17 protein-coding genes are annotated in these 15,409 nt (G+C 34.2%); 3 read left to right on the forward strand and 14 right to left on the reverse strand.

The window, feature by feature from the left end:
• Positions 1–2: 2 nt before the first annotated feature.
• Entirely contained in the window at positions 3–353 is a 351-nt protein-coding gene (gene panD / locus BW983_RS06880) for an aspartate 1-decarboxylase (protein WP_029294648.1), read from the reverse strand.
• A gap of 399 nt (positions 354–752) precedes the next feature.
• Here panD and BW983_RS06885 point away from each other — a divergent pair, with 399 nt between their 5' ends.
• Complete coding sequence (locus BW983_RS06885; RefSeq protein ID WP_047097388.1) at positions 753–1,043, forward strand: HU family DNA-binding protein; 291 nt, start codon at positions 753–755, stop codon at positions 1,041–1,043.
• Positions 1,044–1,340: 297 nt separating this feature from the next.
• Here the strand turns inward: BW983_RS06885 and pdxH are convergent, their stop codons facing one another.
• Entirely contained in the window at positions 1,341–1,982 is a 642-nt protein-coding gene (gene pdxH / locus BW983_RS06890; RefSeq protein ID WP_076551116.1) for a pyridoxamine 5'-phosphate oxidase, read from the reverse strand.
• A gap of 24 nt (positions 1,983–2,006) precedes the next feature.
• On the opposite strand from pdxH, the gene BW983_RS06895 reads away from it, so the two are divergent.
• Positions 2,007–2,555: a YqgE/AlgH family protein gene (locus BW983_RS06895; RefSeq protein ID WP_076551117.1), complete on the forward strand. Its 549-nt coding sequence runs from the start codon at positions 2,007–2,009 to the stop codon at positions 2,553–2,555.
• Between the two features lie 102 nt (positions 2,556–2,657).
• Entirely contained in the window at positions 2,658–3,239 is a 582-nt protein-coding gene (locus tag BW983_RS06900; RefSeq protein WP_076551119.1) for an N-acetylmuramoyl-L-alanine amidase family protein, read from the forward strand.
• 83 nt (positions 3,240–3,322) lie between these two features.
• Here BW983_RS06900 and BW983_RS06905 read toward each other — a convergent pair whose 3' ends face one another.
• The 12 genes from BW983_RS06905 to BW983_RS06960 form a co-directional block, all read right to left on the reverse strand.
• A complete protein-coding gene (locus tag BW983_RS06905; protein WP_076551120.1) occupies positions 3,323–4,138 on the reverse strand; it encodes an aminotransferase class IV in 816 nt (271 codons plus the stop codon).
• Positions 4,139–4,216: 78 nt separating this feature from the next.
• Complete coding sequence (locus BW983_RS06910; RefSeq protein WP_076551122.1) at positions 4,217–4,603, reverse strand: START-like domain-containing protein; 387 nt, start codon at positions 4,601–4,603, stop codon at positions 4,217–4,219.
• Positions 4,604–4,819: 216 nt separating this feature from the next.
• Complete coding sequence (locus BW983_RS06915; RefSeq protein ID WP_076551124.1) at positions 4,820–5,386, reverse strand: hypothetical protein; 567 nt, start codon at positions 5,384–5,386, stop codon at positions 4,820–4,822.
• A 58-nt stretch (positions 5,387–5,444) separates the two neighbouring features.
• Positions 5,445–6,521 carry a hypothetical protein gene (locus BW983_RS06920; RefSeq protein ID WP_076551126.1) on the reverse strand — a complete coding sequence of 359 codons (1,077 nt, stop codon included), beginning with the start codon at positions 6,519–6,521 and terminating at the stop codon, positions 5,445–5,447.
• Positions 6,522–6,588: 67 nt separating this feature from the next.
• On the reverse strand, positions 6,589–7,764 hold the full coding sequence (locus BW983_RS06925) for an aspartate aminotransferase family protein (RefSeq protein ID WP_076551759.1): 1,176 nt from the start codon (positions 7,762–7,764) through the stop codon (positions 6,589–6,591).
• A 189-nt stretch (positions 7,765–7,953) separates the two neighbouring features.
• Complete coding sequence (locus tag BW983_RS06930; RefSeq protein ID WP_076551128.1) at positions 7,954–9,696, reverse strand: OstA-like protein; 1,743 nt, start codon at positions 9,694–9,696, stop codon at positions 7,954–7,956.
• Positions 9,697–9,699: 3 nt separating this feature from the next.
• On the reverse strand, positions 9,700–10,173 hold the full coding sequence (locus BW983_RS06935; RefSeq protein WP_027374694.1) for a Fur family transcriptional regulator: 474 nt from the start codon (positions 10,171–10,173) through the stop codon (positions 9,700–9,702).
• Positions 10,174–10,240: 67 nt separating this feature from the next.
• Positions 10,241–12,232: a KUP/HAK/KT family potassium transporter gene (locus tag BW983_RS06940; RefSeq protein WP_076551130.1), complete on the reverse strand. Its 1,992-nt coding sequence runs from the start codon at positions 12,230–12,232 to the stop codon at positions 10,241–10,243.
• Between the two features lie 116 nt (positions 12,233–12,348).
• The gene (locus BW983_RS06945; protein ID WP_076551132.1) at positions 12,349–13,329 is read right to left on the reverse strand and encodes a pyruvate dehydrogenase complex E1 component subunit beta; all 981 of its coding nucleotides are present in this window, start codon (positions 13,327–13,329) and stop codon (positions 12,349–12,351) included.
• A 271-nt stretch (positions 13,330–13,600) separates the two neighbouring features.
• A complete protein-coding gene (locus BW983_RS06950; protein ID WP_076551133.1) occupies positions 13,601–14,218 on the reverse strand; it encodes a hypothetical protein in 618 nt (205 codons plus the stop codon).
• A 1-nt stretch (position 14,219) separates the two neighbouring features.
• Entirely contained in the window at positions 14,220–14,717 is a 498-nt protein-coding gene (locus BW983_RS06955) for an RNA polymerase sigma factor (protein ID WP_076551135.1), read from the reverse strand.
• A gap of 99 nt (positions 14,718–14,816) precedes the next feature.
• Positions 14,817–15,236: a DUF2147 domain-containing protein gene (locus BW983_RS06960; RefSeq protein WP_076551136.1), complete on the reverse strand. Its 420-nt coding sequence runs from the start codon at positions 15,234–15,236 to the stop codon at positions 14,817–14,819.
• Positions 15,237–15,409 lie beyond the last annotated feature (173 nt).

The raw sequence follows: 15,409 nt of genomic DNA on the forward strand, positions 1-15,409 counted from the left end.
AATTACGTAAGAAGGTTTGTTTTTTCATCCGGGAAAACGATTTTCGGCTGGAAGTCTTTTGCTTCTTCCGGTGTCATCTGTGCATAGGCAATAATGATGATGATGTCATCTCTTTGTACCTTTCTTGCAGCAGGACCGTTCAGGCATACTTCTCCCGACTTTCTTTTTCCTTTGATAACGTAGGTATCAAAACGCTCCCCATTGTTCACATTCACGATATAGACCCTTTCTCCCACTACCAATCCGGCAGCTTCTATAAGATCTTCATCTATTGTTATACTTCCTATATAATTAAGGTCAGAGGCTGTTACTCTTACCCTATGGATCTTGGACTTGAAAACTTCTATTAACATGCTGCAAATTTATTAATAAAAATTAATAAATCAGACCTTTAGTATCATTAAAAAACTCCCATCAACACACGCAATTAATTTTATTAAAGATAAAAAAAATGAATTTTAGATGCAGAATTATTAATTATATTCTTAAAAACATCAATACTTTACACTCAATTTAGGATTTAATAAATACAGGAAATAATATTAAGTTTTTGCTAAAGTCAATAAACATAAGCATTTGGCATGATTTTAGTAACCTGTAACGTAGATTTTTCGTGAAAAACCGAATTATCATATTTTAACTATTTTCACTAAAAAGCAAAAAAATTATACAAGTTTTAATAAAAAAATTGCACAATTAGAAAATAGTATTATATTTGCTATAATTACGAACTAACTTTAATATTAAAAATTATGAACAAGTCTGAATTAATCGACGCAATCGCAAAAGATGCAGGTATCACTAAAGTTGCAGCAAAGGCTGCTTTAGAATCTTTCATTTCTAACGTAACTTCTACATTAAAGAAAAAAGACGGAAAAGTTTCTTTAGTAGGTTTCGGTACTTTCTCAGTAGCTGAGAGAGCAGCTAGACAAGGTATTAACCCTGCGACTAAAAAACCAATCAAAATTGCTGCTAAAAAAGTTGCTAAATTTAAGGCTGGTGCTGATTTATCAAATGCAGTTTCTGGTGCTAAGAAAAAATAATCATTCAGATTACGAAAATTCAAGGGCTGTTTCTCGGAAGCAGCCTTTTTTTTTGCCTTGTAATTACAGATAACAAATTGTGAATTCCTAAAACAGAGATTAAAGACTATTCCATTGAAATCATTAAGGTAAATAACGATATTAAGATGATTAAATTTGGGGTAAATCCTTTTGATTGGGGTAAAAAATAAGCGGGCTAAAGCCCGCTGCAATTCTTTATAATACTTCCATTATTTATCAATATCCTAACCCATGTTAAAAGCGGGTATTCAAGCCTTATTATCTATCCTAATTTCTCTATGGAGCCAATCGTGAAACTTTCCAATCGAGATCTTCTAACGTATAAATGATCCTATCATGAAGGCGATTGGGACGTCCTTGCCAAAACTCAATTTCATAAGGTTTCGCAAGATAACCACCCCAATGAGCAGGTCTTGGGATTTCGCTGTTTTCATATTGTTTTTCCAGATCTTTTAATTTCTCTTCAAGAAACTCTCTGTCTGGAATTTCCTGACTTTGTGGAGAAACCACAGCTCCCAGCTGACTTCCTTTCGGTCTAGAATGAAAATAACCATCACTCAGGTTTTCCGCTACTTTTTCAAGATTTGCTTTAATGATAACCTGTCTCTCTAGATTTGGCCAGAAAAAATGCAAACATGCTTTATGATTGTTTTCTATAGCTTTTCCTTTTTTACTGTTGTAGTTTGTATAGAAAATAAAGCCTTCATGAGTATAAGCCTTCAGCAACACCATTCTTGTTCTCGGGCAGCCATCTTCTTCTACTGTAGAAACCGCCATAGCATTAGCTTCTGAGACTTCCGGACTCTCACTGGCATCCAAAAACCAATCTCTGAATTGCTCAATTGGATTTTGTTTTATCTCACTTTCAATAAGTTGGGATTTCTCGTACACTTTTCTTTTGTCGTGCAGGTTTTCCATAAATATTTTTTATTAAATTTGAGTATGAATCACTCATACAAAGGTAAAATATTAATCTCGACACCTGACATTTCCGGCGATATTTTTTCAAGATCGGTGGTATTGGTTATTGAACACAACGAAAGTGGTGCATTTGGTTTGATATTAAATAAGAAAAACAGCCAGATGAGTAGTAAATTCAAGGATTTCTTTGATTTTAAAATCGAGGTCTATGACGGAGGTCCTGTAGAAAATGATAAAGTATTTTTTATTGTAAAAGGAAAGAAGGTTACCGAAATCTATTCTGAGATCAATGATGAATATTACCTTACGGAAGATATTGAACGTATCATCCATGCAGTATTGAACAATGAGCTGGATATTAATAATGTAAAGATCTTTTCCGGATATTCAGGGTGGTCTCCCAATCAATTGGACACTGAGGTTCAGAGAAAGCTTTGGACCGTGGTGGATGTTTATAATCTGGATTATACTTTGCCTAATGATCAGACTTTATGGAAATCAATTATGCAAAACCTCGGTGGCGAATTTCTTCTATGGGCAAATTCTCCTGAAGACATTTCATTGAATTAATAAAACCTTTTCGTTCAAATAAAACAATTAACAAATTTTAAGATTCTGTTAACCAATTTTAAAGAAAGTTTTTCCGTTCTTTGAAAAACCAAAATCACTGAAATGAAAGGTATTACATTACTTGCTTTATCAATCTTTTCGACTGCTTTTTTATCATTTGCACCTGTTAGCAAGAAGTATATTGTTATAGATGCCAGCCATGGAGGAAATGACCAAGGAGTTATTTATGGTGATTTTAAAGAAAAAGATATTACTCTCAGCATTGCTAAAGAAATACAAAAACTTAATGGAAGCCAAGGCGAATATGAAGTAATTCTGACAAGAGATACTGATATTTTCCCTACTCTTTCTGAAAGAACAGCACAAATCAATAAGCTCAATCCTGAAATGGTTATTTCACTGCATGTGAATTCTTCTCCTCAAAAGGAAACCACTAACCAAGGAACTGAAATTTTCACTCAAAACTCTGAGGTTTCAAGAAAGCTTGCAGAAAAAATTTCTAAAAAATTTGACGCCCAAAAGATTGAAGAACGCAATCTTCACATGTTAAGAGAAACCAAGGCTCCGGCTGTATTGGTAGAACTTGGATTTATGAATAATTCTGTGGACAGAAAATATATCACGAGTGAAAATGGGCAAAAAGAAATCGCACAAAAATTTGTTGAGATCATCAACGAACATTAAAATAAAAAACAAATTCTGATTTATTCAGAATAAAACCCGGTAAAGGACTTTTGGAACTTTGTTGTTTACCGGGTTTGTCAATTTTATTGATTAAAACTTTTTTTCCAGCCTTCTACCAATTCTGAAAATCGGGAAGTTTCGAAAGTTTTATTTCTTATTTTACCTACAGAAAATATGCCTTTCTCATCTGAAATCATTAAAATTTCTTCGGCTTTCTGAGATTCAAATGCAATAATCTCATGTTCCTGAATATCTGCAAGTTTATTTTTATGTAAAAAAGTAACAAGATTTTCCATTAAAGGAGAAATATAGGCTCCTTCGGTTTGTTTTGGAACTTTAATCACATCTCCTTCCAGAAATAAAAGATTGCCTGAAGTAGTACGGGCAATTCTCTTATTTGGATTTAAAAGAATAACGTCATCAAGGTCGTTTTCCTGGGCATAAATACTTCCGTAAATATTTTCCGGACAATGTACTCTAATATTGCTTAACAGGTTATTATTGACATTAATTTCTTTGATCAGATCCAGTTCCAAAGGTCTTTCATGAACAGCCAGTACATCATCCATTTCTGTGACTTCATAAAAATAGGAAACAGAAGATTTTGCCAATGTCAATTCATCCTGATTTCTGAATACCTGGAAATTAATAATTCCGTTCTTTATACCTTTACCGTCTATTATTTCATTTTGGAATAATGTCTGAAAAAACTCCAGTGTATACGTTAAAGGAATATTCAGTCTCATCTTTCTCATGGAAGCCATCAGGAAGAAATAACATTCTTCATCCATGATCAATCCGCTGTTTCTTACAAAGAAAGAAACCTTTACTGCGTCGCCCAAAAGAAAGGCTCTATTTTTTACATTTAATGTGTCTGATGTAAAATATTGATTTTCCAATTTTCGATGTGATTTATTTATAAAAAAATAATGAACGATAAATCGTTCATCAGTTTTATCATTTAATACAGTCCTGCATTATGCAGCACCTAATTTTATTCTGAGGTTCTCAATAAGATTTTCCCAATACATTGCGTTTTCTTCTTCATCTCCTTCTTCACAGAAATCTGTAATATTCAGCGCTAAATCTTCTGTAATATCGTCTATTATGATAGTCATTTCAAAGAAATTCTTAGTTCCTTCGTCTTCTTCCCATCTGAAACGCACGAAACCTTCAGGCTTATATCTGATCAAAGTGGCCTTTTCAGCAGGACCTCCACCCCAGCTAAAAAAGAAATCATCGCCTTTCTCTGTAACCTCATCCGCAAACCATTCAGACAATCCCTCTGCAGTCGCCAGATATTCATATAAAATCTCTGATAAACAGTGCATTGGAAATTCGTAATGGACTTTATGTTTCGCCATATATCTTTGTTTTTATCGTCCCGCAATATATAAATTAATTTTTTTATTACACAAAATTGCACTTACTTTTTTAAAGAATCTGTATGATATTTATCAGAGATCAAAAATCCGTATTATGTTAAGTATTAACCTATAAAACCATGATGCATTACATAAAAAAATCTCTCTGTAATAGAGAGATTTTATATTGAAGCCTGAAGTTAGACTTTATATGATTTAGAAATGAAAATTAAGTTCTACAAAACCTATTTTTCCAAATCCTGTTTCACTCCACCCTCTTTTTTTATCTTTTTGGAATGTATCTTTATCTATGATATAGATGTATTTATAATAAAACATTGGTTCGGTAGAGATAGAGAAATGTGGAGAGATAAAGTACTGTACCCCTATAAAAGCTCCTATTCCATTATCATATTGAGGTTTATTGATATTTTTATAATTAGAGTACCTCATAAAGTAATCTGCACCGTAATAGAAGTTCCAGTTTCTGTATCTTTTCAAATTTCTATCTACTCCTAATTTTATGGCAAATTGAGTAAACCCACCTTCACTGTCGTCTTTTTTGAAATCGAATCCGGTTCTGTAAGACCATTTCCCTTTTGGTGAATATCTGTAATTGATGATCATGGCATTATCATCTGATGCAAAAATGGATTTAATAAACTTATTGATCCCAATTCCGATCTGATGCTGGGGAATGGTAAACAAAGTGTCTTTCTGAGCTTGTGCCAAACAAAGTATTGAGCAAAAAAGAAAGAAAAAAGCTGTAGTAATACGTTTCATAATAAAAACATCTCAAAGACTGATTTTGTCTTTGAGATGTGTATTTGGGTTGTTAAATTTATTTTATGTAGTTTGCAAATATAGCTTTGATCTTTTCTTCAAAATCACCGATATATACGTCAGTATTCTCCGTTGTTCCGTCAAAGTAAACAATGAAGAATTCTCCTTTTCCATTTACAGTTTTATAAACGATATCACCTACTTTTTGTCCTGAATAGAACACTTCAGCCTTAGAGTTTGCATTGATCTGAGCGTCTGTAGGATCATTAAGCGGTGCTAATGCCTCAACATTCATGCTGTAAGTAATTTTCAGATTTCCTTCACTTACATATCCTGATACTGCTTTAAAATCGTCCTTAGATGAAATGTTTGCATAGTCAGCATGTTTTAAAGTAACGTTAGCCACTACTTCACTGCTAGGACCCTGAGGAGTTGCTGCAGCATATTTAAGCTGGAAATCTTTGCTTGAATTTCTTTGCCATACGATATTCTGCGTCATTGGAGATGCATAGATCTGAACATTTGCGCTGATTGGCATACTAAAGTTAGTACTGTTATCAAAAGTAACATTTGATAAGTTCATACTAAAGATCGTGTTATTGCTTCTTTTTAATGTAAGATTAAAAGTTTTTGGAAGCCAGATTGTTTCAGAATTGTAGCTTGTCTGTGTATCTGTGTAAGAAGTAAGTGTTAATTCTCCATCGATAGCTGCTTGATTTTGTACGGACGGAAATTTTAGAACAACTGCTGAAGCATTTGGCGCCTTAGTCCATGCCCCTGTAGCGTTGTTATAAGTATATGTTCCCAGCTTACTTGCAAATTGTAGTTTATTATCGATCAAAACATCACCGTATTGATTTTCAAAACTTTCTACAACATTATTCAGATAGCTGTCATCATACTCCTGAGCAGTATTATTGAACATCGTATACAAGATATACTTGGACAGATCTCCATCGTCCAATGTATTTAATTTGTCGTAAAAACCATTGATGGTTTTCTTAATGTTTTCTTTGTCTTGTGCTACTGAAGTTGTACGATTCTCTGATACAACATCATCGGAAGAACTTCCGCACGCTTGAAATCCAAGAATGGTTACTAGTCCCATTCCTGCGAATAAAATAAATTTTTTCATGGTTATTTTTTTACGGTGCGAAAGTATATATTTTTTTTATTTATTCAAAACTTTTAACTAAAAACGCTTATTTATCATCTAAAATCTCTAAAATAATCTCACATCCTTTTCTTATCTCATCTTTTGAAATAGTCATTGGTGGGGAGATTCTCAGATATTCGTTTCTGTAGAGCTGCCAGAAAACAATAAGTCCTTTTTCCATACATTTCTTAGCTACTTCCAATGTATATTCAGGTTCTCCAAGATTTACAGCAAGCATTAAGCCTTTTCCATTGATATTTTTAATCTTCGGATGAACCAAAAGTTCTCTGAATAATTTTTCTTTTTCTTCCACTTCATTCATCAAACCACTTTCCAATACTTCTTTTAAAGTAGCATGACTGGCTGCAGCGATCAAAGGGTTTCCTCCAAAAGTGGTAACGTGTCCCAGCTTTGGTGAATGGGATAATGTTTCCATAATTTTTCTGGAACTCATAAAAGCTCCAACAGGAACTCCGCCCCCCATTCCTTTCCCCATAACAAGAATATCCGGAACGATTCCAAAATGTTCAAAGGAGAATAATTTACCTGTTCTTCCGAATCCCGGCTGGATTTCGTCTAAAATTAAAAGAGCTCCTACTTCTTCACATCTTTTTTTCAGCTTGATCAGATAATTCTGATCCGGAACTAAAAACCCTGCTGCTCCCTGAATGGTTTCCAGAATAACACAAGCCGTCTTTTCTGTAATTTTATCGAAATCATTTTCATTATTGAATTCAATAAAAGTGACCATTGGCAATAAGGGACGGAATTCTCTCTTATGATTTTCATTTCCTGAAACACTTAATGCGCCGTGAGTATTCCCATGATAAGAATTTTTAAAGGAAACAATTTCTTCTCTTCCTGTATATCTTTTAGCCAGTTTTAAACTTCCGTCTATTGCTTCTGCTCCACTGTTAACCAAATAAGTAACTTCCAGAGGTTCCGGAGTAGCTTCTGCCAGCAACTTACACAATGCAATAGGCTTTTCCTGTGCGTATTCGCCGTATACCATTACATGAAGATATTTATCTGCCTGTTCTTTAATGGCATTCACAACTTTTGGGTGTGAATGTCCTAATGTATTGGCAGAAACTCCTGCTACAAAATCAAGATATCTTCTTCCATCGGTACCATAGATATAGTTTCCTTCTGCTTTTTCTACTTCAAAACCTGCGGCAAATTTAGTAGTCTGTGCCTGATATATAAAAAAATCTTTGTGCATTTCCATTGTCTCAAAAAATTTCAGCAAAGCTATAAAAGATTCAGCAAATGCCGAAATTATTAGCTGGGAATAAAAAGTTACACTTTAATAATTTAAGAGTACTATTGAATTTGAAACATTAGAAAATATGCCTACCACAATTAAACTTAGTAGAATAAAAAAACCGCTTCGGTAAAAGCGGTTCGTATATTATTTTCTTACTCTTTTTGGTTTCTTGGCTTCTTCTTTGGCTTTTTCGTCGTCAATCGTTTTCTGAGCCTGATTAAAGAGTTCGTTATCTGCGGTATACTTTATTTCTTCGTTATTAGGGCTGTCTACCAAAATATCCTGCCACTTTCTGATCCTGTCTTTGGTATTCCAGTTGAAGTCTGGAAATTTCCTTCGTGAAGGTTCAATTTTGCTCATCGGATAGGTATCTGATACGGCTCCTATACTGCATGAAATGATCTGTAAAGCTTTTTCTTCAAATAAAGCACCGATAATTCCGCATGTTGAAAGCGTGATTCCTATTCTTTCAGGTTTTTTGGTTTCCTGGTCGGTATCGTCTACATATGCAATCGCCTGTGCATTTCCTACAACTCTTGCTTCTTTAATATCATTCCCTTGGTAATAAACAGTCATGAATTTTCCTTTTACCTGATTGAATTCATCTTTCAGGGTTAAAGAATCTACTTTACTGATTGCAAAGGCATTTCCAATAACTTTTAAGGAATCTATATTTTCATTTTTTGTATTAAAGTAAGCTTCTACTTTATCTCCCGTTACCTGCTTTTCTCCACTCCAAAGAATAGGGTTTGTAAACATATGCATTACTCCATCTGTTTCATTAAAAGCAATAGAGTCTGCTCTACCCTGCGCATTGGATTTGTATATTCTTGCTTTTTTATAGGCTCTCAAAAAGCTTTTCTTTACAGTGATATCTAAAGTATCCGGTTTTTGATAAGAGATAATTTTTTCTGCTGCAAAATATGCTGTATCTTTCTCCATGATTTTAACAGCATAAGGATTCTTAGTCATCATTGAGGAGTCTTTTTTCTCAAAGATTTCACCGTATCCTCCTTTTATATAGCGTCTTTCTTTTGGATCATCCAGCGTTACATTTCCGGTTGCTTTACCAAATCCGGTAATCTGATTGAAATACATATCATCTCCAGTCAGAATTTTATCATTATAAAAGATCTTGGAATTCTTATTCAGGAAAGCTTCTTTGGTTTCCATTCTGTAAGTTCCTCTTTCCGTATAAACTCTGTTTTTAGGATTTGCTCTGTTGGTAATGGTGGTAGGACCAAAAAACTCAGCAACTTTTGTATTCTGGTTTTGTTTGATATTTACTCCTTCAATGATGTATTGCGCGTTATCTATTTTCACATTTCCAACGAAATCAATCATTTTAGTATCAAGGAAATAGGTAGCAGATTTGGTATACATCACATTTCCCTGAGTATCAGAGATGGTACCACCTGTATTAAAATATGCCTGACTGGCAAGCTTATCATAATACAGAATTTCTGTTTTAATGGTTTGTTTAGGATCTGTAAGGACAACATTTTTTCGGGCAACACCTTTTTGGGTATTACCATCATACTCCATTTCTCCTGCTGTAATGACAGAGCCGTCAGCATTTTGAAGTCTTACGTTTCCGATTGCTTTAGCAAAGTTTTCTTCACTGTAAAGCACCACTTCATCTGCTGTAAGTATAGACCCTTTTTGTTCTATCTGAACGTTACCGATGAAATATTGATTTCCATCGTATTTTGCGGGGTCTTTGATAATTTTATCTGCATTGATAAGCTTTATTTTCTCCTCTGGTTTCAGCGGTTGTGTTTTAGCCGGTGAAGGATTCTGTAAATAAGGATCTCTCTTCACAGGGGTTTTATCCTGCGCCATGCTGAGCGTAGAAATAAAGATAAACAGAAAAAGGATTATTCTCATTAATTAATCATTCTTAGTGCCATAAAAATATAGCGAATGAGAATCAATTTTTACGCCAAATGCTTCTTCAATGGCTTCTTTGATTCCTTGGATTCTTGGGTCACAGAATTCAATAATTTCTTCGATTTCTTTATCAGAGTCTTTTTTGTAGATCACCAAATGGTCATGCTGTTTATCAAAATAAGACTTCTCATAAGATGAAGAGGTCAGGGTCTTTTCTCCAAACTGATGCTTACGGATCAATCCTGCATCAAGGAAAATTTCAATAGTGTTGTAAATGGTAGCCTTAGAAACATGATATTTCTTCTGCATCATGAGAAGATACAGATCATCAACATTAAAGTGATGATCCATATTATAAATCTCTTCTAGTATCGTATACCTTTCAGGAGTGTTTCTGAACCCTTTTTCTAATAAGTAGTTTCTCAAAACGTCCTTGATCAAGGCTATATTTTTTTCTTTTTGTACTGTATCCATTAAAAAAATTATCTACAAATTTATTGATTTTTATTTAAATAGATAGTATGGTTAAATATCCTAACGCTTAAGAGTTGTGACGGAAGTACCCGGATTGTTCGATTTTATTGTCATAAACTGTAAGCTCTGTGATAGGGGCAGATTCTACTTCAACGTTGTGAGAAGATACTCCCCAAGCCTTAAAGTCATCACTTCCGATATACTTCACGAAGTTATAAATATTAAGGGTAATCTTTTGTTTAACAGTTAAAAGTATATCGTTGATATAAGTATTATCTATAATCACATATTTCAGATCCGGTGGTATATCATGAGCTCTTAAAGATGGGTGGCTGCTTCTTGAAGGAATGGTTCCGTCTGCCATAAGATCTCTCAATACCATATTGAAATAATCGTTGATTCTTCGGTCTACTTTAAATCCTAGAAGGAAATTGATCTTATAAACAGTTCCTGGTAAAATCTCGTCTACTGTATACTTGAATGTATATGGATCTTCCTGGTTTACAATACTTAATATAAAGTAATGATCGGCTCTTTTAGGTTGTTTTTTAATGATGGAATAGATAATTTTTGATTCTACTTCATCGTTTCTTTTTGCTCTGCTCAGATAAGCAAGGTTTGTGGCATATTTTGGAATCGTTTCATCCAGCTTCATGTCTTTAATGATTGAAATGTATTTATCAATCTTTACATACTGAATAAAGTTTGCTTTAATTAATCTTCCGTTATACCAAGCGTACATACATACGGCAATGAATCCACCTAATACCATTGTTAACCAACCTCCGTCAACGAATTTAATTACGTTTGCATAGAAGAACCCTGATTCAAGGAACAGATAAACGATAGCAAAACCGAGGATAAATATTTTATTAACTCTTGTACGGCTCAGCCAGAATAAAAGAAGAATGGTGGTCATCAGCATGGTAATGGTAATCGTCAGTCCATAGGCTGCTTCCATACTTTCTGATTTCTGGAAGAATATTACTACTACAAAACAGAATGCCATTAATCCCCAGTTGATTCTAGGAATATACATTTGTCCTTTGATCCCTGAAGGATATTCAATATGTTGGTTAGGCCAGAAAGAGATAGACATTGCTTCTGAGAACATGGTGAATGATCCTGTAATTACAGCCTGACTAGCAATAATTGCAGCTGCTGTAGCCAAAATTACACTTGGTAAAACCGCCCATTCCGGCATGATTCCAAAGAAAGGGTTTACTCCGTTGTGTACCTGGTGATAGTTATCCAACAACCATGATCCTTGCCCTAAATAGTTCAGGATAAGCATTAGTTTAACGAATATCCAGCTGATTCTGATATTTTTTGCTCCGCAGTGTCCTAAATCTGAGTATAAAGCTTCTGCTCCTGTTGTACAAAGGAAAACAGCTCCCATAATCACGATAGCACTTGATGAGTGGGTAATCAGGTTATAGGCATACATCGGATTGAAAGCCCTGATAATTTCGATATGATCAAAAATATGCATTGATCCTGAAATTCCTAAAACCAGAAACCAGGTCACCATGATGGGTCCGAAAAATTTACCAATAGATGCTGTTCCGAACTGCTGTACAACAAAAATGATAAATAGGATGACTAAGGTGATGAGAACAACCGGTGTTTCGGGGTTATAGATCTTTAATCCTTCAATTGCCGACATTACGGTTAATGAAGGTGTAATGACACTATCTGCCACCAGCGTGGATGCTCCTATGATGGCGACTACATAGAGCCATTTTTTCTTGAGCTTTTTTACTAATGAATATAACGCCAGAATTCCCCCTTCACCATTGTTGTCTGCTCTAAGAGCAATGATCACATATTTAAGGGTGGTTTGAAGCGTCAATGTCCAGATGATACAGGATAATGCTCCCTCAATGTATTCATCAAACGGCATGGTAGCACCGTCTTTTCTTGCGTTCACAATCGCCTTCATTACGTAGAGCGGAGATGTTCCAATATCCCCGAAAACGATTCCTAGCGAAACAATAACGCCTACAAATGAAAGCTTCTTTAAGTCAAAGTGATGACCGCCTTCTGTAACTTCTGCCATATCAGCCAATTTATTTTTTTAAAAGCGCAAATTTATATCAATTTTATGACCCCAAGAATTTTTCTTCATGAATATAATAAATGAAAAAACTTCCTTTCGGAAGTTTTTCTCTATAATTATTTTACGTACATCGCTTTTTTGATTTCCTCTTTCACTTTTTCAAGCTTAGGGAACCATTCTGCAAATAATGCTGCAGAGTAAGGTGCAGGTGCATCAGGAGTAGTAATTCTCTTGATTGGAGCATCTAAATAATCGAATGCTTTTTGCTGTACCATGTATGTAATTTCAGAAGATATAGATCCGAATGGCCAAGCTTCTTCTAAGATTACTAATCTATTTGTTTTCTTTACAGATTCTAAAATGGTATCGAAATCTAAAGGACGAACGGTTCTAAGGTCAATAACCTCTACAGAAATCCCTTCTTTTTCCATATCTTCCGCTGCCTGCATCGCTAACTTCATGATTTTACCAAAAGAAACTAAAGTAACATCTTTACCTTCTCTCTTGATATCTGCTTTTCCGATTGGTAAATAGTACTCTTCTTCAGGAATTTCCATTTTATCACCATACATCTGCTCAGATTCCATAAAGATAACCGGGTCATTATCCTGAATAGCTGTTTTCAACAATCCTTTTGCGTCATAAGGGTTTGAAGGTACTACAACCTTAAGCCCTGGACAGTTTGCAAACCAACCTTCAAAAGCTTGAGAGTGAGTAGCTCCTAATTGTCCTGCAGAAGCAGTAGGTCCACGGAAAACGATTGGGCAGTTCCACTGTCCACCACTCATCTGACGGATCTTTGCCGCATTATTGATAATCTGGTCAATCCCTACTAATGAGAAATTGAATGTCATAAATTCTACGATAGGTCTGTTCCCATTCATTGCAGCTCCTACAGAAATCCCTGTAAACCCAAGTTCTGCAATCGGTGTATCGATCACTCTTTTTGGACCAAATTCATCCAGCATTCCTTTTGAAGCTTTATATGCACCATTATATTCTGCAACTTCCTCCCCCATCAGGTAGATAGATTCGTCTTTACGCATTTCCTCGCTCATTGCCTGTGCAATTACCTCACGAAAAGTATATTCTGCCATATTCTCTTGAAAAATTTAGACTACAAAAATAGTGTTTTTTTATTATACACATAATAAAAAGGCATCTCATTTGAACGAGACGCCTTAATATTAATGATAATTTAAGAAAGGATATTTGGTGGGAAAGGGAGCTGGAAGCTGGAAGAAGTAAGTTATTGAGGTTTACAAAACTACTGAAAATGTATTTTTATGACCTTTTACAGCCTGTTTCATTATAAAATTCTAATATAAGTTTTCAAAAACCATCTATGCTGGCATCCGTCTTCCTTTATCAAATTGCTTTTCCCTCCTGAAGGCTCAATTCCTTATAGTTTTTCCTAAGGTCCTGTAAAATTTTCCCGTAGGTTCTTTTATATATTTTATACAAAATATAGAAACCTATAAGTACACAAATTCCAAAAATTATATAATTTACTGTTCCTGGCATCATAGTATCAGGATTTGTAGGTAAAGCTGTTGTATTATGAGAACTATTCCAACCATCTCTGGATCCAGCCATAAAGTCTCTTGTATTATGATCAAAATGAATAATACTATCCACAATTGCCAGCAGTAATGAAATACATGCATATCCTAAAATAAGCATTCTCAGATTTAAAATGCTTTTCATTAGCGTAATACTATTCTGCCCGGTTTTCATTTTACGAAACAGAAAAACAATTAATCCTGCAAAAACTAAAAACATTGTTATTCTGATATAAGGAAACTGTTCATCGAGGTATCCGTATAAAGTCCATAACATAACTTCAATAGCACCAATCAACAATAATGTTTTGGTAATAGAAACTGATTTATTCTTTATCATATTATAAATTTCGTTGTCGGAATATTCTTTAAAATCATCTGATTCCTTATTCCAGTCTTTTTTCAGTAGTTCTAATTCGTCCATATTATTTTGTGTTTATTTTGGTTCTCAAATTATTTTTAGCTCTGTTCATCTTCACTCTTGCATTTCCTTCCGTGATCCCGAGAATCTCTCCTATTTCTTTATAGGGTTTATCTTCCAGATACATCATGATCAATGCTTTTTCCACATCAGACAGCTCATAGATTGCCTTATACATCTTCTGCAGCTTATGTTCGTCGTCTTCATAATCTTCATATTCCATTTTAAGAGTGGAAATATCCACATCTACTGCTTGTGCATCTTTCTTTTGGGGCTTTCTGAATAAAGTGATCGCCGTATTCAAAGCAACCCGATACATCCAAGTAGAAAATTTTGAATCTCCTTTAAATCCTGGAAAGGATTTCCATAACTGTATGGTGATTTCCTGGAAAAGATCCTGATGATCATCCATATTATCCGTATAAATCCTGCATATCTTATGGATAAGCTTTTGATTCGGCTTAAAGAATTCGATAAATGTTTTCTCCTGTTCAGTGCTCATATTCTATAAGTGGGGAGATTTTATTTTCGTTACATATTTTTATATAAAAAAATGACATTTCATTACGAAATGTCATTCAAAATTCTATTTAAACTTATATTAGTTTACTTTCTCCCAAACCTGGGTTCTTCCTAATAATGATAGTCCTAAGTAACCTCTTACATTAAGCTTATCGCCACTTTTTGTAATAGTACATTTATACGTTTTACCTGTTTTAGGGTCTGTGATATTTCCTCCAGTGAATTCATCACCTTCTTTTTTCAAACCTCTGATGATTTCCAATCCTAAAACTGGTTTTCCTTTTCTGTCATCTTTACAAGCGCTACAGTTTGGATCAGCAGGTTTTATTAATAACTGAGAAACTTTTCCATAGTATTTCCCATCTGATTTTTTAAATATCTCTACAATAGATTTTGCTTGTTTAGTTTCATCATCTATCGTTTTCCACTTTCCTTCAATCTGTGCAAAAGTAAGCACACTGAACAGAGAAAGTGCGAATGTTAACATTAACTTTTTCATATTTCTTATAGTTTTAATTTTAATACAATAATCTTATCTACGTATTGATAAAAATATAAATTAATTTTCAACGAACAAAAACTTTTATTATACAAAGCATAATGAGGTTATGAAAGCGAAATCAACTGATAAAACAAATAGCCTAAAGCACGAATAAAAAGATCAATCAATAG

Origin of the sequence: Chryseobacterium ureilyticum, assembly GCF_900156735.1 — a bacterium.
Lineage (GTDB): Bacteria > Bacteroidota > Bacteroidia > Flavobacteriales > Weeksellaceae > Chryseobacterium > Chryseobacterium ureilyticum.

Bases quoted from the DNA above. Each gene is read 5' to 3' on its own strand.
- panD (WP_029294648.1), bottom strand. From the start codon at position 353: ATGTTAATAGAAGTTTTCAAGTCCAAGATCCATAGGGTAAGAGTAACA.
- BW983_RS06885 (WP_047097388.1), top strand. From the start codon at position 753: ATGAACAAGTCTGAATTAATCGACGCAATCGCAAAAGATGCAGGTATC.
- pdxH (WP_076551116.1), bottom strand. From the start codon at position 1,982: ATGGAAAACCTGCACGACAAAAGAAAAGTGTACGAGAAATCCCAACTT.
- BW983_RS06895 (WP_076551117.1), top strand. From the start codon at position 2,007: ATGAATCACTCATACAAAGGTAAAATATTAATCTCGACACCTGACATT.
- BW983_RS06900 (WP_076551119.1), top strand. From the start codon at position 2,658: ATGAAAGGTATTACATTACTTGCTTTATCAATCTTTTCGACTGCTTTT.
- BW983_RS06910 (WP_076551122.1), bottom strand. From the start codon at position 4,603: ATGGCGAAACATAAAGTCCATTACGAATTTCCAATGCACTGTTTATCA.
- BW983_RS06915 (WP_076551124.1), bottom strand. From the start codon at position 5,386: ATGAAACGTATTACTACAGCTTTTTTCTTTCTTTTTTGCTCAATACTT.
- BW983_RS06920 (WP_076551126.1), bottom strand. From the start codon at position 6,521: ATGAAAAAATTTATTTTATTCGCAGGAATGGGACTAGTAACCATTCTT.
- BW983_RS06925 (WP_076551759.1), bottom strand. From the start codon at position 7,764: ATGCACAAAGATTTTTTTATATATCAGGCACAGACTACTAAATTTGCC.
- BW983_RS06930 (WP_076551128.1), bottom strand. From the start codon at position 9,696: ATGAGAATAATCCTTTTTCTGTTTATCTTTATTTCTACGCTCAGCATG.
- BW983_RS06935 (WP_027374694.1), bottom strand. From the start codon at position 10,173: ATGGATACAGTACAAAAAGAAAAAAATATAGCCTTGATCAAGGACGTT.
- BW983_RS06940 (WP_076551130.1), bottom strand. From the start codon at position 12,232: ATGGCAGAAGTTACAGAAGGCGGTCATCACTTTGACTTAAAGAAGCTT.
- BW983_RS06945 (WP_076551132.1), bottom strand. From the start codon at position 13,329: ATGGCAGAATATACTTTTCGTGAGGTAATTGCACAGGCAATGAGCGAG.
- BW983_RS06950 (WP_076551133.1), bottom strand. From the start codon at position 14,218: ATGGACGAATTAGAACTACTGAAAAAAGACTGGAATAAGGAATCAGAT.
- BW983_RS06955 (WP_076551135.1), bottom strand. From the start codon at position 14,717: ATGAGCACTGAACAGGAGAAAACATTTATCGAATTCTTTAAGCCGAAT.
- BW983_RS06960 (WP_076551136.1), bottom strand. From the start codon at position 15,236: ATGAAAAAGTTAATGTTAACATTCGCACTTTCTCTGTTCAGTGTGCTT.